General features: G+C 40.2%; 27 protein-coding genes. 25 read left to right on the top strand and 2 right to left on the bottom strand.

Annotated features, from left to right (window positions below):
* Positions 1–62: 62 nt before the first annotated feature.
* Both fusA and tuf read left to right on the top strand, forming a co-directional pair.
* Complete coding sequence (gene fusA / locus ACYSNQ_RS08915) at positions 63–2,147, top strand: elongation factor G (RefSeq protein WP_426082602.1); 2,085 nt, start codon at positions 63–65, stop codon at positions 2,145–2,147.
* A 216-nt stretch (positions 2,148–2,363) separates the two neighbouring features.
* On the top strand, positions 2,364–3,551 hold the full coding sequence (gene tuf / locus ACYSNQ_RS08910; protein WP_426082600.1) for an elongation factor Tu: 1,188 nt from the start codon (positions 2,364–2,366) through the stop codon (positions 3,549–3,551).
* Between the two features lie 146 nt (positions 3,552–3,697).
* Here the strand turns inward: tuf and ACYSNQ_RS08905 are convergent, their stop codons facing one another.
* Both ACYSNQ_RS08905 and ACYSNQ_RS08900 read right to left on the bottom strand, forming a co-directional pair.
* Positions 3,698–4,249: a DUF2812 domain-containing protein gene (locus tag ACYSNQ_RS08905; RefSeq protein WP_426082598.1), complete on the bottom strand. Its 552-nt coding sequence runs from the start codon at positions 4,247–4,249 to the stop codon at positions 3,698–3,700.
* The gene (locus ACYSNQ_RS08900) at positions 4,242–4,565 is read right to left on the bottom strand and encodes a PadR family transcriptional regulator (protein WP_426082596.1); all 324 of its coding nucleotides are present in this window, start codon (positions 4,563–4,565) and stop codon (positions 4,242–4,244) included. Before ACYSNQ_RS08900 ends, ACYSNQ_RS08905 begins: the two co-directional genes overlap by 8 nt.
* A 203-nt stretch (positions 4,566–4,768) precedes the next feature.
* On the opposite strand from ACYSNQ_RS08900, the gene ACYSNQ_RS08895 reads away from it, so the two are divergent.
* The 23 genes from ACYSNQ_RS08895 (at position 4,769) to secY (ending at position 16,629) form a co-directional block, all read left to right on the top strand.
* Positions 4,769–5,266 carry a DUF1307 domain-containing protein gene (locus ACYSNQ_RS08895; RefSeq protein ID WP_426082594.1) on the top strand — a complete coding sequence of 166 codons (498 nt, stop codon included), beginning with the start codon at positions 4,769–4,771 and terminating at the stop codon, positions 5,264–5,266.
* A 566-nt stretch (positions 5,267–5,832) separates the two neighbouring features.
* Positions 5,833–6,141 carry a 30S ribosomal protein S10 gene (gene rpsJ / locus ACYSNQ_RS08890; protein ID WP_010734471.1) on the top strand — a complete coding sequence of 103 codons (309 nt, stop codon included), beginning with the start codon at positions 5,833–5,835 and terminating at the stop codon, positions 6,139–6,141.
* 30 nt (positions 6,142–6,171) lie between these two features.
* Positions 6,172–6,801, top strand: a complete 630-nt coding sequence (gene rplC / locus ACYSNQ_RS08885; RefSeq protein ID WP_426082592.1) for a 50S ribosomal protein L3 — start codon at positions 6,172–6,174, stop codon at positions 6,799–6,801.
* Between the two features lie 26 nt (positions 6,802–6,827).
* Positions 6,828–7,451 carry a 50S ribosomal protein L4 gene (rplD, locus tag ACYSNQ_RS08880; RefSeq protein WP_426082591.1) on the top strand — a complete coding sequence of 208 codons (624 nt, stop codon included), beginning with the start codon at positions 6,828–6,830 and terminating at the stop codon, positions 7,449–7,451.
* Positions 7,451–7,741 carry a 50S ribosomal protein L23 gene (rplW, locus tag ACYSNQ_RS08875; RefSeq protein WP_426082590.1) on the top strand — a complete coding sequence of 97 codons (291 nt, stop codon included), beginning with the start codon at positions 7,451–7,453 and terminating at the stop codon, positions 7,739–7,741. Before rplD ends, rplW begins: the two co-directional genes overlap by 1 nt.
* Before the next feature lie 49 nt (positions 7,742–7,790).
* A complete protein-coding gene (gene rplB, locus ACYSNQ_RS08870) occupies positions 7,791–8,621 on the top strand; it encodes a 50S ribosomal protein L2 (RefSeq protein WP_426082589.1) in 831 nt (276 codons plus the stop codon).
* A 138-nt stretch (positions 8,622–8,759) separates the two neighbouring features.
* Positions 8,760–9,038, top strand: a complete 279-nt coding sequence (gene rpsS, locus ACYSNQ_RS08865) for a 30S ribosomal protein S19 (protein ID WP_271493795.1) — start codon at positions 8,760–8,762, stop codon at positions 9,036–9,038.
* 23 nt (positions 9,039–9,061) lie between these two features.
* Positions 9,062–9,409, top strand: a complete 348-nt coding sequence (rplV, locus tag ACYSNQ_RS08860; protein WP_426082588.1) for a 50S ribosomal protein L22 — start codon at positions 9,062–9,064, stop codon at positions 9,407–9,409.
* A 146-nt stretch (positions 9,410–9,555) separates the two neighbouring features.
* Positions 9,556–10,212, top strand: a complete 657-nt coding sequence (rpsC, locus tag ACYSNQ_RS08855) for a 30S ribosomal protein S3 (protein WP_426082586.1) — start codon at positions 9,556–9,558, stop codon at positions 10,210–10,212.
* 2 nt (positions 10,213–10,214) lie between these two features.
* On the top strand, positions 10,215–10,649 hold the full coding sequence (rplP, locus tag ACYSNQ_RS08850) for a 50S ribosomal protein L16 (protein WP_289868718.1): 435 nt from the start codon (positions 10,215–10,217) through the stop codon (positions 10,647–10,649).
* Positions 10,639–10,827 (top strand): 50S ribosomal protein L29, encoded by a 189-nt coding sequence (gene rpmC / locus ACYSNQ_RS08845; RefSeq protein WP_209557371.1) that lies wholly within the window; start codon positions 10,639–10,641, stop codon positions 10,825–10,827. The genes rplP and rpmC overlap by 11 nt, the downstream gene beginning before the upstream one ends.
* A gap of 23 nt (positions 10,828–10,850) precedes the next feature.
* Positions 10,851–11,117: a 30S ribosomal protein S17 gene (gene rpsQ, locus ACYSNQ_RS08840; protein ID WP_426082584.1), complete on the top strand. Its 267-nt coding sequence runs from the start codon at positions 10,851–10,853 to the stop codon at positions 11,115–11,117.
* 56 nt (positions 11,118–11,173) lie between these two features.
* Positions 11,174–11,542, top strand: a complete 369-nt coding sequence (gene rplN / locus ACYSNQ_RS08835) for a 50S ribosomal protein L14 (RefSeq protein ID WP_086349668.1) — start codon at positions 11,174–11,176, stop codon at positions 11,540–11,542.
* A 34-nt stretch (positions 11,543–11,576) separates the two neighbouring features.
* Positions 11,577–11,888, top strand: coding sequence for a 50S ribosomal protein L24 (rplX, locus tag ACYSNQ_RS08830; RefSeq protein WP_426082582.1), 312 nt, complete (start codon positions 11,577–11,579; stop codon positions 11,886–11,888).
* A 26-nt stretch (positions 11,889–11,914) separates the two neighbouring features.
* On the top strand, positions 11,915–12,454 hold the full coding sequence (gene rplE, locus ACYSNQ_RS08825) for a 50S ribosomal protein L5 (protein WP_202058253.1): 540 nt from the start codon (positions 11,915–11,917) through the stop codon (positions 12,452–12,454).
* An 18-nt stretch (positions 12,455–12,472) separates the two neighbouring features.
* Positions 12,473–12,658, top strand: coding sequence for a type Z 30S ribosomal protein S14 (locus ACYSNQ_RS08820; protein WP_002356214.1), 186 nt, complete (start codon positions 12,473–12,475; stop codon positions 12,656–12,658).
* A gap of 35 nt (positions 12,659–12,693) precedes the next feature.
* Positions 12,694–13,092, top strand: coding sequence for a 30S ribosomal protein S8 (gene rpsH, locus ACYSNQ_RS08815; protein ID WP_426082579.1), 399 nt, complete (start codon positions 12,694–12,696; stop codon positions 13,090–13,092).
* 31 nt (positions 13,093–13,123) lie between these two features.
* Positions 13,124–13,660: a 50S ribosomal protein L6 gene (rplF, locus tag ACYSNQ_RS08810; RefSeq protein WP_426082578.1), complete on the top strand. Its 537-nt coding sequence runs from the start codon at positions 13,124–13,126 to the stop codon at positions 13,658–13,660.
* Between the two features lie 114 nt (positions 13,661–13,774).
* Positions 13,775–14,131 (top strand): 50S ribosomal protein L18, encoded by a 357-nt coding sequence (rplR, locus tag ACYSNQ_RS08805; protein WP_426082576.1) that lies wholly within the window; start codon positions 13,775–13,777, stop codon positions 14,129–14,131.
* Positions 14,132–14,151: 20 nt separating this feature from the next.
* Positions 14,152–14,652 (top strand): 30S ribosomal protein S5, encoded by a 501-nt coding sequence (gene rpsE / locus ACYSNQ_RS08800; RefSeq protein WP_426082574.1) that lies wholly within the window; start codon positions 14,152–14,154, stop codon positions 14,650–14,652.
* A gap of 14 nt (positions 14,653–14,666) precedes the next feature.
* Entirely contained in the window at positions 14,667–14,846 is a 180-nt protein-coding gene (gene rpmD / locus ACYSNQ_RS08795; protein ID WP_426082572.1) for a 50S ribosomal protein L30, read from the top strand.
* A 44-nt stretch (positions 14,847–14,890) separates the two neighbouring features.
* Positions 14,891–15,331 carry a 50S ribosomal protein L15 gene (gene rplO, locus ACYSNQ_RS08790; protein ID WP_426082570.1) on the top strand — a complete coding sequence of 147 codons (441 nt, stop codon included), beginning with the start codon at positions 14,891–14,893 and terminating at the stop codon, positions 15,329–15,331.
* A complete protein-coding gene (gene secY, locus ACYSNQ_RS08785) occupies positions 15,331–16,629 on the top strand; it encodes a preprotein translocase subunit SecY (protein WP_426082568.1) in 1,299 nt (432 codons plus the stop codon). Before rplO ends, secY begins: the two co-directional genes overlap by 1 nt.
* Positions 16,630–16,641 lie beyond the last annotated feature (12 nt).

Raw genomic sequence — 16,641 nt, 5'->3', positions numbered from 1 at the left:
ATTTACTGACGTAGGAATTGACTTGATATATTTATTTAAACAAGAGAGGAGAACAAATCAGAATGGCAAGAGAATTTTCATTGGAAAAAACTCGTAATATTGGTATCATGGCTCACGTTGATGCAGGTAAAACTACAACAACAGAGCGTATCTTGTATTATACTGGTAAAATCCATAAAATCGGTGAAACTCACGAAGGAGCTTCACAGATGGACTGGATGGAACAGGAGCAAGAGCGTGGGATTACGATTACCTCTGCTGCAACAACTGCACAGTGGAACGGCTACCGCGTAAATATCATCGATACACCGGGACACGTTGACTTCACAATTGAAGTACAGCGTTCGTTGCGTGTACTAGATGGAGCAGTAACAGTACTTGACTCACAATCAGGGGTTGAGCCTCAGACTGAAACGGTTTGGCGTCAGGCAACTGATTATAGAGTTCCCCGTATTGTTTTCTGTAACAAAATGGATAAAATCGGTGCAGACTTCCTGTACTCTGTAAACTCATTACATGATCGTTTACAGGCAAATGCTCATCCAATTCAATTACCAATCGGTGCTGAAGATGATTTCACTGGAATTATTGACCTGATCAAAATGAAAGCTGAAATCTACACAAATGATTTAGGAACTGATATTCAAGAAACTGATATCCCGGAAGATTATTTGGAGTTAGCAACTGAATGGCGTGAAAAATTAGTTGAGGCTGTTGCTGAAACTGATGAAGAATTGATGATGAAATATCTTGAAGGTGAAGAAATTACTGAAGAAGAGTTGAAAGCGGGTATCCGTCAAGCAACAATCAACGTTGAATTCTTCCCAGTATTAGCTGGTTCAGCCTTCAAAAACAAAGGTGTTCAATTGATGTTGGATGCGGTACTTGATTACCTGCCTTCACCACTTGACATCGATGCAATCAAAGGGGTTGACGTTAAGACAGACGAAGAAACTACTCGTCCTGCCGATGACGAAGGTCCGTTTGCATCATTAGCATTTAAAGTTATGACTGACCCGTTCGTTGGTCGTTTAACATTCTTCCGTGTATACTCTGGTGTTCTTGAAAGTGGTTCATATGTATTGAACGCTTCTAAAGACAAAAAAGAGCGTATCGGACGTATCCTGCAAATGCACGCGAATACACGTCAAGAAATTGATAAAGTGTACTCAGGTGATATTGCAGCAGCTGTTGGTCTGAAAGATACAACAACTGGGGATACATTATGTGCTTTAGACGCACCAGTTATTCTTGAATCAATCGAGTTCCCAGAACCGGTTATCCAAGTAGCTGTTGAGCCTAAATCAAAAGCTGACCAAGATAAAATGGGTGTGGCTCTGCAAAAACTTGCAGAAGAAGATCCATCATTCCGCGTTGAAACAAACGTTGAAACTGGTGAAACAGTTATCTCTGGTATGGGTGAGCTGCACTTAGACGTATTGGTTGACCGTATGAGACGTGAGTTCAAGGTTGAAGCAAACGTTGGAGCTCCTCAAGTATCTTATCGTGAAACATTCCGTTCTGCGACTAAAGCAGAAGGTAAGTTTGTACGTCAGTCTGGTGGTAAAGGACAATACGGTCACGTATGGGTTGAATTTACACCAAACGAAGAAGGTAAAGGATTTGAATTCGAAAACGCAATTGTCGGTGGTGTGGTTCCTCGTGAATACATCCCAGCTGTTGAAAAAGGATTAGCAGATTCAATGAACAATGGTGTGCTTGCCGGCTATCCATTAGTTGATATCAAAGCTAAGCTTTACGATGGTTCTTACCATGATGTCGATTCAAATGAAACTGCCTTCCGTGTTGCGGCTTCTATGGCACTGCGCGCGGCTGCTAAAAATGCAAATCCGGTTATTTTGGAACCGATGATGAAAGTAACAGTTACTGTACCAGAAGATTACCTAGGTGATATTATGGGACACGTTACAAGCCGTCGGGGACGTGTTGAAGGTATGGAAGCTCACGGTAATTCACAAATCGTGAACGCAATCGTTCCTTTGGCTGAAATGTTCGGCTATGCAACAACTCTTCGTTCTGCAACGCAAGGACGCGGAACATTCATGATGGTATTTGACCACTATGAAGATGTACCTAAATCTGTACAAGAAGAAATCATCAAGAAAAACGGCGGAAAATCTGAATAATAACCAAGGTCGAGTTTGAAATGCTGATTAGCTGTGGTTGTGACCAAGGCTAGGTGTTTTAAGACGCTAGATATTCAGTTTTGTTTAAAGCTGTATTTGGGACTATGCTTTTTTAGAGATTTCAGGTAAAATAATTAAAGATGATCAGGCGGTCGTAGAGCCGCCTATCAGATATACAAAAAATAAATCATTTGATTTTAGGAGGAACATTTTAAAATGGCTAAAGAAAAATTTGACCGTTCTAAACCCCATGTAAACATTGGTACTATTGGACACGTTGACCATGGTAAAACTACATTAACTGCTGCAATTGCTACAGTATTAGCTAAACACGGTGGCGGAGAAGCTGCCAGCTATGCTGAAATCGATAACGCTCCTGAAGAAAAAGAACGTGGAATTACAATCAACACTTCTCACATCGAGTATGAAACAGACGCACGTCACTATGCGCACGTTGACTGCCCAGGACACGCGGACTACGTTAAAAACATGATTACTGGTGCTGCACAAATGGACGGAGCTATCTTAGTAGTATCTGCTGCTGATGGTCCTATGCCTCAAACTCGTGAGCACATCCTGTTGTCTCGTAACGTTGGTGTACCATACATCGTTGTTTTCTTGAACAAAATGGATATGGTTGATGACGAAGAATTACTTGAATTAGTAGAAATGGAAGTTCGCGATCTATTGTCAGAATACGACTTCCCAGGTGATGACACTCCTGTTGTTGCTGGTTCTGCTTTGAAAGCTCTTGAAGGCGACGCTTCATACGAAGAAAAAATTCTTGAGTTGATGGCTGCTGTGGATGAATACATCCCAACACCAACTCGTGATACTGACAAACCATTCATGATGCCAGTTGAGGATGTATTCTCAATTACTGGACGTGGAACTGTTGCAACTGGACGTGTTGAACGTGGACAAGTTCGTGTTGGTGACGAAATCGAAATCGTTGGTATTCAAGAAGAAACTTCTAAAACAACTGTTACAGGTGTTGAAATGTTCCGTAAATTGTTGGATTACGCTGAAGCGGGAGACAACATTGGTGCATTACTACGTGGTGTAGCACGTGAAGAAATCGAACGTGGACAAGTATTAGCTAAACCAGCTACAATCACTCCACATACAAAATTTAAAGCTGAAGTTTACGTTTTATCAAAAGAAGAAGGCGGACGTCACACTCCATTCTTCACTAACTACCGTCCTCAGTTCTACTTCCGTACAACTGACGTAACTGGTGTAGTTGAATTGCCAGAAGGAACTGAAATGGTTATGCCTGGCGATAACGTAACTATGGACGTTGAACTAATCCACCCAATCGCAATCGAAGACGGAACTCGTTTCTCTATTCGTGAAGGCGGACGTACTGTTGGTTCAGGCGTTGTTACTGAAATCACTAAATAATTCGTTTTAATATAAATAAAACTGATTTGGAAAAATCGGTGTACTCGGACGTAACTCCAGAGGGATTTCCCTCTGGAGTTTTTTGGTTAATAAAAAAGTATCAGAATCAATCTGATTCTAATACTTCAGGTAACCTTATGCAGTATTTACAATAAAGTGTTTTGTTCGATGATTTTATTTAGCTTTAGATAGTTTCTGACAGCTATTCCAATCGCCAGCAATGCTAAGGATAAGTAAAAAAATGTAAATAAATGTCCCCAGAAAGAACGAGTGTTTATTAAAAAATTTGTCGTATAAACAAATAGGAAAATTAATGTAGGGAAAATAATCAGCCATTGATAGCTCATAATCTTTTTTGCCATTTCCGCTCTGGAAGCAGCATCGTTGAAAATCATATTTTCTTCCATTGCTTCTGATTTTACCTTTCTGAAATAATACCAGCCGTTGAAAGTGAAAAAATGCTCCCATCCGCAGTCTGCGAATAACAGTAGATAGTCCGCCTCGTCTTGTTCTTTTTTCTGTTTAAAATCTAGTTGATAAATATAGTCTTCTGGTTCACACTTTTCAAAAGTATACTGCCAGCCCAGAGCTTTGAAATTAATCATTTTCCAGCCGGCTTTATGCATGGACTGCAGAAAAAGCTCCTCGTCAAGGTAGTCGGCTAAGCTAAAAAACTTTCTTATATGTTTTCTATTCATATGACTTCTCTCCTATGCTATTTTTATAAAGCCGTTGAATTCTCAATTTTTCAAGCAGCAAAACTTCTGTTCCTGATTCAGTCAATGCATATATTTTCCTGCGGTTCTCTTCTGCGACTACTTGAATTAATCCGTCTTGTTCCATTTTACTTAAGCTGCCGTACATGGTTCCTGCGCTTATGATAATTTCGTTATCAGTTAGTTCTTTGACAAACTGAATAATACTGTAGCCATGTCTTTTTGACTGTAGGGAATAAAGAATATAAAAGCCGGTTTCTGTCATAGGGCTGTATATCCGCCTGATTTTTTCATCCATCTTTAAAAATTCCCTTCTTTTATATATATCGAGCCTCTATATATCGTATCTCTATATTAGGTCAAGAATGAGTGTAAGTCAATCCGGTGAAAGAAACAAAATTTTCTATGGCTATTAGAAAATTACTAGCTAAAAAAAGATTGATATATCATAAAAAAAGAATTACGATTGTTAGTAAGGATAAAAATGTAGGGGGGAAGAAAATGAAAAAAGTTTTGAGAAAAGGGTGGCTGCTGCCGATACTTCTAATCTGTCTAATTGCAACCGGCTGTTCTACTGGTGGTTCAACGAGTAAACGTAAGAATAGTAATTTAGCTACCACGGTTTTTGAAATGAAACAGGATGGAGTGGAGATGGAAATCATCTATACTCATAATGGGGATAAAGTAGTGAAGCAGGAAACGTATTCTACGATTGAATATGAGCCGTTAAACATCTCTTCTAAAGAAGAGGCAGAGGAAATGTTTTCTTTTGTAAAGGATGAATATGATGTTAAAGGGATTACCTATAAAGCGGATTATCAGGAAGATAAAATGGTTGAAAAGGTCGTTGTTGATTATGAAGTAGCCGACCTTAAAGAAGTGATGACGCTTATGGGAACTATTACCGATGGATCAGAAGAAGATAGAGTTGTAAAATATATTAGTATGAAGCAGTCCAAAGAGATGCTGCTGGAACAAGGGTATACAGAGAAGAAATAGAGAATCAACAAACTAATCAAATGAAAAACACTTCCAGAATAAGCGGGAAGTGTTTTTTTGCTCGAAACAGCTAAAAGAAAAAATAGGATAGAAGTTTTTTGAAGAAATACCGATTAATATTATAGTAGTAATCGAACATGATTGCTAAAAACCAGAGGGATATTAAAATCAGCGGGAAGTTTGGCTAAACTACTTATAGAAGTTAAAAGAAGGAGTCGCTGGATTTATAAGGCTGAAATAGTATGAGAGTGATGTGACTGTATTGATCTAGAAGAAGAAATCAAGCGTAAAATTGAATAAATAAGTAGAGAAAAAATATAAAATGAAAATCATGAAAATAAATCTGAAAACCTTGAAAAAAACCTTGCTATCTCGGCTTTTCTGTAATATAATCATAAAGGTGCTGTTTACAGGAGTGTGAAAAGCACTGGTAAATCTGAAAAAGATTTTACCGGCTAGGAAACGAGAGGTTGCGACACGCCCGGACGCTTTGCCATGGACGAGCGTGACGGAGATTTTCGTGGAGCCATGTCTACTTTTCAAAATAGGCGAAGGAGGGAAACAAGATGGCAAAACAAAAAATTCGTATCCGTTTAAAAGCGTATGAACATCGTATTTTAGATCAATCAGCGGATAAAATCGTAGAAACTGCAAAAAGAACTGGAGCTGGCGTATCTGGTCCAATTCCATTACCAACTGAACGCAGTCTTTACACTGTTATTCGTGCGACACATAAATACAAAGATTCACGCGAACAATTCGAAATGCGTACTCACAAACGTCTGATTGACATTGTGAACCCAACACCAAAAACAGTTGATGCTTTAATGAAGCTTGACTTACCATCTGGTGTGAACATTGAGATCAAACTATAATAAAAAAAACAAGATGATGGAGGTGTACTCATGACCAAAGGAATCTTAGGGAAAAAAGTCGGAATGACGCAAATCTTTACAGAATCTGGTGAGCTGATCCCGGTAACAGTTGTAGAAGCTACTCCTAATGTAGTACTACAAGTGAAAACAACTGGAACAGACGGCTACGAAGCAATTCAAGTCGGGTACCAAGACAAACGTGAAGTATTAGCGAACAAACCTGCGAAAGGTCATGTTGCAAAAGCAAACACGGCTCCTAAGCGCTTCATTAAGGAATTCAAAGATGTTGAGCTGGGAGAATATAAAGTTGGAGACGAAATCGCTGTAGATGTTTTCCAAGCAGGAGACATCGTTGATGTTACAGGTACTACGAAAGGTAAAGGATTCCAAGGGGTTATCAAACGCCATGGACAAAGCCGCGGACCAATGTCTCACGGTTCCCGTTACCACCGTCGTCCTGGGTCAATGGGTCCAGTTGCACCAAACCGTGTGTTTAAAAATAAAAAGCTTGCCGGCCGTATGGGTGGCAACCGCGTAACAATTCAAAACCTTGAAATTGTTAGAGTGGACGCAGACAAAAACGTAATTCTGATCAAAGGAAACATTCCTGGATCTAAAAAATCATTAATCACAATCAAATCAGCTGTAAAAGCTAAATAATCGTGTAGGAAAGGAGGAACTAAGGAATGCCGAATGTAGCATTATTTAAACAAGATGGAACTCAAAATGGTGAAATCACTTTAAACGAAGAAATCTTCGGAATCGAACCAAATGAAAGTGTTGTATACGATGCAATCATCATGCAGCGCGCTTCATTAAGACAGGGAACACATGCTGTGAAAAACCGCAGTGCTGTTCGCGGCGGTGGCCGTAAGCCATGGCGTCAAAAAGGAACAGGTCGTGCCCGTCAAGGTTCAATCCGTTCACCACAATGGCGTGGAGGTGGCGTAGTTTTCGGACCAACACCACGTTCTTACAGCTACAAACTTCCTAAAAAAGTTCGTCGTTTAGCAATGAAATCTGTATTGTCAGAAAAAGTTGCTGAAAGTAATCTGGTAGCAGTTGAAGGCTTGAACTTCGACGCACCAAAAACAAAAGAATTCAGACAAGTTCTTGGTAATTTGTCTATCGATACAAAAGTATTGGTGGTTCTTGAACCTGAGAATGACTTTGCAGCATTATCTGCTCGTAACTTGCCAAACGTAACAGTTGTCACTTCAGACAACATCAGCGTATTGGATATTGTTTCAAGCCAAAAAATGCTAGCAACGCAAACTGCTCTTACTCAAATTGAGGAGGTGCTTGCATAATGAACTTACTAGACGTAATCAAACGCCCGGTAATCACTGAGAAATCAATGCTTGCTATGGACGAACAAAAATATACGTTCGAAGTAGACGTTCGCGCGAACAAAACTTTAGTGAAACAAGCTGTTGAAGCTGCGTTTGACGTAAAAGTTAAAAACGTGAATATCATCAACGTGCGTCCTAAATTCAAACGCATGGGCAAATATGCAGGATATACTAAAAAACGTCGCAAAGCTATTGTGACATTGACTGAAGATTCAAAAGGAATTCAAATTTTCGAAGCTGCTGAATAAAAGCAGAACCTGAGATAATGATCGAAGTAAAGTAGGAGGGAAACAAGACGTGGCGATTAAAAAGTACAAACCTACCACAAACGGCCGTCGTAATATGACTAGTTCTGATTTCGCTGAAATCACAACTTCTACACCAGAAAAAACATTACTACAGCCGTTAAAAAATCATGCTGGTCGTAACAACAACGGTCGCATTACTGTTCGTCATCATGGTGGCGGACACAAACGCCAATACCGCGTGATCGACTTCAAGCGTAACAAAGACAACGTTGTTGCAACTGTTCAAACGATCGAGTACGATCCGAACCGTTCAGCTAACATTGCATTAGTACACTATGAAGATGGAGTGAAAGCTTACATCTTAGCACCTAAAGGATTGGAAGTTGGAACAAAAATCGTTTCCGGTCCAGAATCAGACATCAAAGTTGGGAACGCACTGCCGTTGAGTAACATTCCAGTCGGTACTGTTGTTCACAACATCGAAATGAAGCCAGGTAAAGGCGGACAATTAATCCGTTCAGCTGGTACAAGTGCACAAGTACTTGGTAAAGAAGGTAAATACGTATTGATCCGTCTGAACTCAGGCGAAGTTCGTATGATCTTGGCAACTTGCCGTGCAACAGTCGGTTCAGTTGGTAACGAGCAACACGAACTAATCAACATCGGTAAAGCCGGTCGTTCTCGCTGGATGCGCAAGCGTCCAACTGTACGTGGTAGCGTAATGAATCCTAACGATCACCCACACGGTGGTGGTGAAGGTAAAACTCCAATCGGACGTAAAGCTCCAGTATCACCTTGGGGTCAACCAGCATTGGGTTACAAAACTCGTAACAAAAAAGCCAAATCCGACAAACTTATCGTTCGTCGCCGTACTAAATAATCTATATAAATTTTGTGAAAGCTACATTACACGAAACGTGTCTTTTGTTAAAAACAAAAGAGATAATAATAGAGATTGTTTATTTAACAAGATTTATATTTTTGACCATGTGTCGTACATTTTGAGAGGAGGTTCACCATGGGTCGTAGTTTGAAAAAAGGGCCTTTCGCTGATGATCATTTAATGAAGAAAGTCGAAGCTCAACAAGGCGCTGAAAAGAAAAAAGTAATTAAAACTTGGTCTCGCCGCTCTACAATTTTTCCACAATTTGTTGGATTTACAATTGCTGTATATGATGGACGTAAACACGTTCCAGTATACATTCAAGAAGATATGGTAGGACATAAATTAGGTGAATTTGCACCAACTAGAACTTATCGTGGGCATGCTGCCGATGATAAGAAAACTAGACGTTAATTTTGAGGGAGGGAAACATCAACATGGCAGAACAAATCACATCAGCTAAAGCAACTGCGAAAACAGTTCGCACTTCTCCTCGTAAAGCACGTTTAGTAATCGATCTTATCAGAGGAAAAAGCGTTGGAGATGCAATTTCAATTTTGAAATTCACACCAAACAAATCTGCTGGAATCATTGAAAAAGTTTTAATGTCAGCAGTTGCTAACGCAGAAAACAACTTTGACTTAGATGTTGAAAATCTTGTTGTATCTGAAGCTTTTGTTAACGAAGGACCAACTATGAAACGGTTCCGTCCGCGTGCTAAAGGTTCAGCATCACCAATCATGAAACGTACAAGTCATATTACAGTAGTAGTATCAGAAAAATAATCCTTAAAAGGATAAGAGGAGGAGCCTTGCACTGTACCACATCAGTTCTGCTTAACAGATGCTATGTGCTGCAACAATGGCTGCCGGACCTCAAAAAGAGCAGCTTGTTAAAAACAAGCCTCAAATGATAAGAGGAGGGACAACCAGTGGGTCAAAAAGTACATCCAATTGGAATGCGTGTAGGCATCATCCGCGACTGGGATGCAAAATGGTATGCTGAAAAAGAGTATGCTGAATTCTTACACGAAGATTTAAGAATCCGTAAATTCATCGCTAAAAAACTTGCTGATGCCGCTGTGTCTACAATTGAGATCGAGCGCGCTGCAAACCGTGTGAACATTTCAATCCACACAGCTAAACCGGGTATGGTTATCGGTAAAGGCGGATCTGAAGTTGAAAACCTTAGAAAAGAACTAAATAAACTAACTGGTAAAAGAGTTCACATCAACATCGTTGAAATCAAAAAACCAGATTTAGATGCTAAATTGGTCGGCGAAGGAATTGCACGTCAATTAGAAAACCGTGTAGCTTTCCGTCGTGCACAAAAACAAGCGATTCAACGCACAATGCGTTCAGGCGCTCAAGGAATCAAAACACAAGTATCCGGTCGTTTGAATGGTGCAGATATTGCTCGTTCAGAAGGATATTCAGAAGGAACTGTTCCTCTTCATACATTGCGTGCCGATATTGACTACGCATGGGAAGAAGCAGACACAACTTACGGAAAATTAGGAGTAAAAGTGTGGATCTATCGTGGAGAGATTCTTCCAGCGAAAAAAAACACTGAGAAAGGAGGGAAATAAGCATGTTAGTACCTAAACGTGTAAAACACCGTCGTGAGTTTAGAGGTAAAATGCGCGGTGAAGCAAAAGGCGGAAAAGAAGTCGTTTTTGGTGAATGGGGTCTTCAGGCAACTGAATCTCATTGGATCACAAACAGACAAATCGAAGCTGCCCGTATTGCCATGACTCGTTATATGAAACGTGGCGGGAAAGTATGGATCAAAATTTTCCCTCACAAATCATATACTAGTAAAGCTATTGGTGTTCGTATGGGTAAAGGTAAAGGTGCTCCTGAAGGATGGGTATCTCCAGTTAAACGTGGTAAAATCATGTTTGAGATTGCCGGCGTTCCTGAAGAAGTTGCTCGCGAAGCTCTGCGCCTTGCATCCCACAAACTGCCAGTAAAAACTAAGATCGTAAAACGTGAGGAAATGGGTGGTGAATCGAATGAAGGTTAAAGATATCAGAGAATTAACCACTGCCGAAATGCTTGACCAGGAAAAACAATTGAAAGAAGAATTGTTTAACCTTAGATTCCAACTAGCAACAGGACAATTAGAAAACACTGCACGTATTAAAGAAGTACGTCAATCGATTGCACGCATCAAAACAGTATTGCGTGAACAAGCTAACTAATAGTGGAAGGAGGCCAAACGCGTATGTCTGAAGAAAGAAATCAACGTAAGGTTTACCAGGGACGTGTAGTTTCTGACAAAATGGATAAAACAATCACAGTTGTCGTTGAAACAAAGAAAAACCACCCTATCTACGGTAAACGCATGAAATATTCTAAAAAGTACAAAGCACATGATGAAAACAACACTGCAAAAGTTGGAGACATCGTAAGAATCATGGAAACTCGTCCATTATCAGCTACAAAACGTTTCCGTTTACTAGAGGTAGTCGAAGAAGCAGTTGTTATCTAATAAAACGAGATTTTCCTATATAGATTGAGTATAAATCTGAAAGGAGGATACACATCGTGATCCAACAAGAAAGCCGATTAAGAGTTGCTGACAACTCAGGTGCGCGTGAAATTCTAACGATCAAAGTCCTTGGTGGTTCTGGTCGTAAAACTGCTAATATTGGTGACGTAATTGTTGCTACGGTTAAACAAGCAACGCCAGGTGGTGTTGTCAAAAAAGGTGAAGTAGTTAAAGCCGTTATCGTTCGTACAAAATCAGGAGCTCGTCGTCCAGACGGTTCTTACATTAAATTCGACGAAAATGCTGCGGTAATCATCCGTGATGATAAGAGCCCGCGCGGTACACGTATCTTCGGACCTGTTGCACGTGAATTACGTGAGAACAACTTCATGAAGATCGTTTCTCTTGCACCAGAAGTATTATAATCGAGACACTTATCAAAGGAGGTGCGAAACACTAATGTTTGTTAAAAAAGGCGATAAAGTAAAAGTTATCACTGGTAAAGATAAAAACAAGGAAGGCGTTGTTCTAGAAGCGTTTCCTAAAAAAGACAAAGTGATCGTTGATGGCATCAACATCATGAAAAAACACCAGAAACCTAGTCAAGATGCTCCTCAAGGAGGAATCTTGGAACAGCCGGCACCGATTCATGTTTCTAACGTGATGGTGATCGATCCTTCTAACGGTGAAGCTACTAAAGTTGGCTACAAAGAAGTAGACGGTAAAAAAGTACGTGTTTCTAAAAAAACAGGTGAAGTTTTAGATAAATAAACATTGAGGAAGGAGGGGCTTATTGAATGAACCGCCTGAAAGAAAAATATATTAAAGAAGTAACACCATCATTGATGGAAAAATTCAATTATAGTTCAATCATGCAAACACCAAAAGTTGAGAAAATTGTTATCAATATGGGTGTGGGTGATGCAGTATCAAATGCTAAGAACTTAGATAAAGCTGTTGAAGAATTAGCTTTAATCTCTGGTCAAAAGCCAATCATCACTAAAGCAAAAAAATCAATCGCTGGATTCCGTCTTCGTGAAGGAATGCCGATCGGTGCGAAAGTAACACTGCGCGGAGAAAGAATGTACGAATTCCTGGATAAACTGGTTTCAGTTTCTCTACCTCGTGTACGTGACTTCCACGGTATCAGTAAAAAAGCCTTTGACGGACGCGGTAACTACACTTTAGGTATTAAAGAACAATTAATCTTCCCAGAAGTGGATTATGATTTAGTAGATAAAGTACGTGGTATGGATATCGTTATCGTTACAACAGCAAACACAGACGAAGAATCTCGTGAGTTGTTGGGACAACTAGGCATGCCATTCCAAAAATAAAATAAGGAGGCGAACTACGTGGCTAAAAAATCAATGATTGCTAAAAACAAACGCCCTGCTAAACATTCAACACAGGCTTATACACGCTGCGAACGTTGCGGACGTCCACATTCAGTTTATCGTAAATTTCATCTTTGCCGTATTTGCTTCCGCGAACTTGCCTATAAAGGTCAAATTCCCGGCGTGAAGAAAGCTAGCTGGTAAACAAGTAAACTTGCATAAAGGAGGTAACTAGTTCAATGGTCATGACAGATCCAATTGCAGATTTTCTAACTCGCATTCGTAATGCGAACATGGTTAAACATGAGAGCTTAGAAGTACCTGCATCAAAAATCAAACGTGATATCGCAGAAATCCTGAAACGTGAAGGATTCGTTCGCGATGTAGAATATATTGAAGATGACAAGCAAGGCGTGATCCGTGTTTTCCTAAAATACGGTAAAGACGACGAGCGTGTTATCACTAACTTAAAACGTATCTCTAAACCAGGTTTACGTGCTTACGTAAAAGCTGACGAAGTACCAAAAGTACTGAACGGTTTAGGTATTGCGATCATCTCTACTTCAGAAGGTGTTGTTACTGATAAAGAAGCTAGAGCGAAAAACATCGGCGGCGAAGTAATCGCCTACGTATGGTAATTTTAAAGAATACACAAGGAGGTGTCTCTAAGTGAGCCGTATTGGTAATAAAGTAGTTGTTCTTCCTGCTGGCGTTGAAGTGAAGCAAGAAGGAAACAACGTCACTGTAAAAGGACCAAAAGGTGAATTAACTCGTGAGTTTTCAGCTGATATTAAAATGAATATCGAAGGAAACGAGGTAACATTCACTCGTCCAAATGACAGCAAAGAAATGAAAACAATCCACGGAACAACTCGTGCGAACTTCAACAACATGGTTGTTGGTGTAAGTGCCGGGTTTGAAAAAGCGTTGGAACTTATCGGGGTTGGGTACCGTGCGCAGGCACAGGGAAGCAAACTAACTTTAAACGTTGGTTACTCTCATCCCGTAGAAATGACAGCACCGGAAGGTGTAACATTTGACGTACCTTCAAATACACAAATCGTTGTAAAAGGTATCAATAAAGAAGTTGTAGGCGAATTAGCAGCGAACATCCGCGGCGTTCGTCCTCCAGAGCCTTACAAAGGCAAAGGTATCCGCTATGTTGGCGAATACGTACGCCGTAAAGAAGGTAAAACAGGTAAATAATAATAAAAGATGTGTAGGAAAATCGCTAAAGCTGATTTTCCACCTATCCTTTATTACTGTTCCTGAATGAGAACTGCTGATTCAGCAGTTTATCAAATCAAAGAGGTGACAATTGTGATTACAAAACCAGATAAAAACAAAACACGTCAGAAGAGACATCGTCGTGTGCGTAACAAAATCTCTGGTACTGCTGAGTGCCCACGCTTGAACGTTTTTCGCTCTAACAAAAACATCTACGCTCAAATTATTGATGACGTAGCGGGTGTAACGCTAGCAAGTGCCTCTGCCTTAGAGAAAGAAATTTCAGGTGAAACAAAAGTTGAGCAAGCTGCTGCAGTAGGTAAACTAGTTGCAGAACGTGCTGCTGAAAAAGGTATTAAAGTAGTAGTCTTTGACCGTGGTGGATACCTTTACCATGGCCGCGTGCAAGCTTTAGCAGAAGCTGCTCGTGAAAATGGACTAGAATTTTAGGAGAAGGAGGAACACCATTAATGGTTTACATCGATCCAAAACATTTGGAATTAGAAGACCGCGTTGTTGCAATCAACCGTGTAACAAAAGTTGTTAAAGGTGGACGTCGTCTACGTTTCGCAGCTTTAGTGGTTGTAGGTGATAAAAACGGTCATGTTGGCTTCGGTACTGGGAAAGCCCAAGAAGTACCAGAAGCAATTCGTAAAGCGATTGAAGATGCGAAGAAAAACTTAATTGAAGTTCCTATGGTTGGTTCTACCATCCCTCATGAAGTTATCGGAGTGTTCGGCGGCGGACGTATCCTGATGAAACCTGCAGTAGAAGGTTCTGGGGTTGCAGCGGGCGGACCAGTTCGTGCCGTATTGGAATTGGCTGGAGTAGCCGATATCACATCTAAATCACTAGGTTCAAACACACCAATCAACGTTGTTCGTGCAACAGTTGACGGGTTGACACAATTAAAACGCGTCGAAGAAGTGGCAGCACTTCGCGGCAAATCTGTAGAAGAAATCGTAGGATAAGGAGGACAAACATAATGGCTGAATTAAAAATTACTTTAAAACGCAGTGTTATCGGACGTCCTCAAAATCAACGTGATACAGTAAAAGCGTTGGGATTGAAAAAAATGAACAGTACAGTTGTTAAACCAGCTAATGAAGCTATCAAAGGCATGGTTAACACTATCTCTCATTTAGTGGACGTAGAAGAAGTTTAATTTTACTCAATTAATTAGATTGTTTAAGGAGGTGCCAAACCACAATGAAACTTCATGAATTAAAACCTGCTGAAGGTTCCCGTAAAGTACGTAACCGTGTTGGACGTGGTACTTCATCTGGTAATGGTAAAACATCAGGTCGTGGACAAAAAGGGCAAAAAGCTCGTTCAGGCGGTGGTGTACGTTTAGGATTTGAAGGGGGTCAAACTCCATTATTCCGTCGTTTACCAAAACGCGGTTTTACAAATATCAACCGTAAAGAATATGCAGTAATCAATTTAGATGTATTGAATCGATTCGAAGATGGAGCTGAAGTAACACCTGTTGTCTTGAAAGAAGCAGGGATCGTTAAGAGCGAAAAAGCTGGAATTAAAGTTCTTGCTAATGGTGAATTAACGAAGAAATTGACTGTTAAAGCAGCAAAATTCTCTAAAGCAGCACAAGAAGCGATTGAAGCTGCTGGTGGGTCTATCGAGGTGATCTAATGTTCAAACTATTGAAAGATGCTTTTAAAGTCAAAGACATTAGATCAAAAATATTCTTTACCATATTCATACTGGCTGTATTTCGTTTAGGTGCACATATTACAGTGCCTGGCGTAAATGCAAAAGGTTTACAAGAATTAAGCAGCTTACCATTTCTAAATATGCTGAATATCGTCAGTGGTAGTGCTATGCAGAACTTCTCCATCTTTGCGATGGGGGTTTCTCCATATATTACGGCGTCGATTATTGTTCAGCTGCTGCAAATGGACATCATACCAAAATTTGTTGAATGGTCGAAACAAGGGGAAGTCGGTCGTAAAAAGCTAAACCAGGTGACTCGTTATTTGACGATTGTCCTTGGAATTGCGCAATCAATCGGTCTAACCTATGGATTTAATACGCTAAGCCAGGTTGGTATAGTGAAAAATCCAACACCAGCAACATTTGTAATGATTGCAGTTATCTTAACTGCAGGCACGCTGTTTGTTACATGGATGGGGGAACAAATTACAGAAAAGGGTATTGGAAATGGTGTTTCAATGATTATCTTTGCCGGGATTATCTCAGGTGTACCTGGGTCCATCAAAGAGATTATTGAAGACTACTTCATCAATATTGACTCTTCTGAGCTTGTAAGTTCTATCATTTTTGTTGTCATTCTGGTTATTGCGATTTTAATCATTGTCACAGTTGTTACGTTTGTACAACAGGCAGAGAGAAAAATCCCAATTCAGTATACAAAACGTGTATCAGGAGCGCCAACCAGCAGCTATCTGCCATTAAAAGTAAATGCCGCCGGTGTTATTCCGGTAATCTTTGCCAGTTCCTTGATTTCGACGCCTAATGCAATTCTGCAGGGCTTCGCTTCAAATTATGCTGGTGAAACATGGTATGAAATTATGACAGAAATTTTCGACTACAACACGATTCCAGGTGCAACTATCTATACTGTGCTGATCGTCGCTTTTACATTCTTCTATGCGTTTGTTCAGGTAAATCCGGAGAAACTTGCGGAAAACCTGCAAAAACAGGGAAGCTATATTCCAAGTGTACGGCCAGGTAAAGGGACAGAAGATTATGTATCCGGACTCTTGATGAGATTAAGTGTTGTCGGCTCTATCTTTTTGGGTGTCATTGCATTGTTGCCTATCATTGCACAAATGCTTTGGAACCTGCCGCAATCAATCGGCTTAGGTGGAACCAGCTTACTGATTATCATCGGTGTTGCATTGGAAACAGCAAAACAATTAGAAGGTTTAATGTTGAAACGTCAATATGTTGGCTTTATCAATAAGTAGGAATCGTGTGTT

The sequence above is a fragment of the Enterococcus sp. LJL51 genome (genome assembly GCF_054871795.1).
This window is presented reverse-complemented; position numbering and strand designations above follow the sequence as displayed.

Bases quoted from the DNA above. Each gene is read 5' to 3' on its own strand.
- fusA (WP_426082602.1), top strand. From the start codon at position 63: ATGGCAAGAGAATTTTCATTGGAAAAAACTCGTAATATTGGTATCATG.
- tuf (WP_426082600.1), top strand. From the start codon at position 2,364: ATGGCTAAAGAAAAATTTGACCGTTCTAAACCCCATGTAAACATTGGT.
- ACYSNQ_RS08905 (WP_426082598.1), bottom strand. From the start codon at position 4,249: ATGAATAGAAAACATATAAGAAAGTTTTTTAGCTTAGCCGACTACCTT.
- ACYSNQ_RS08900 (WP_426082596.1), bottom strand. From the start codon at position 4,565: ATGGATGAAAAAATCAGGCGGATATACAGCCCTATGACAGAAACCGGC.
- ACYSNQ_RS08895 (WP_426082594.1), top strand. From the start codon at position 4,769: ATGAAAAAAGTTTTGAGAAAAGGGTGGCTGCTGCCGATACTTCTAATC.
- rpsJ (WP_010734471.1), top strand. From the start codon at position 5,833: ATGGCAAAACAAAAAATTCGTATCCGTTTAAAAGCGTATGAACATCGT.
- rplC (WP_426082592.1), top strand. From the start codon at position 6,172: ATGACCAAAGGAATCTTAGGGAAAAAAGTCGGAATGACGCAAATCTTT.
- rplD (WP_426082591.1), top strand. From the start codon at position 6,828: ATGCCGAATGTAGCATTATTTAAACAAGATGGAACTCAAAATGGTGAA.
- rplW (WP_426082590.1), top strand. From the start codon at position 7,451: ATGAACTTACTAGACGTAATCAAACGCCCGGTAATCACTGAGAAATCA.
- rpsS (WP_271493795.1), top strand. From the start codon at position 8,760: ATGGGTCGTAGTTTGAAAAAAGGGCCTTTCGCTGATGATCATTTAATG.
- rplV (WP_426082588.1), top strand. From the start codon at position 9,062: ATGGCAGAACAAATCACATCAGCTAAAGCAACTGCGAAAACAGTTCGC.
- rplP (WP_289868718.1), top strand. From the start codon at position 10,215: ATGTTAGTACCTAAACGTGTAAAACACCGTCGTGAGTTTAGAGGTAAA.
- rpmC (WP_209557371.1), top strand. From the start codon at position 10,639: ATGAAGGTTAAAGATATCAGAGAATTAACCACTGCCGAAATGCTTGAC.
- rpsQ (WP_426082584.1), top strand. From the start codon at position 10,851: ATGTCTGAAGAAAGAAATCAACGTAAGGTTTACCAGGGACGTGTAGTT.
- rplX (WP_426082582.1), top strand. From the start codon at position 11,577: ATGTTTGTTAAAAAAGGCGATAAAGTAAAAGTTATCACTGGTAAAGAT.
- rplE (WP_202058253.1), top strand. From the start codon at position 11,915: ATGAACCGCCTGAAAGAAAAATATATTAAAGAAGTAACACCATCATTG.
- rpsH (WP_426082579.1), top strand. From the start codon at position 12,694: ATGGTCATGACAGATCCAATTGCAGATTTTCTAACTCGCATTCGTAAT.
- rpsE (WP_426082574.1), top strand. From the start codon at position 14,152: ATGGTTTACATCGATCCAAAACATTTGGAATTAGAAGACCGCGTTGTT.
- rpmD (WP_426082572.1), top strand. From the start codon at position 14,667: ATGGCTGAATTAAAAATTACTTTAAAACGCAGTGTTATCGGACGTCCT.
- rplO (WP_426082570.1), top strand. From the start codon at position 14,891: ATGAAACTTCATGAATTAAAACCTGCTGAAGGTTCCCGTAAAGTACGT.
- secY (WP_426082568.1), top strand. From the start codon at position 15,331: ATGTTCAAACTATTGAAAGATGCTTTTAAAGTCAAAGACATTAGATCA.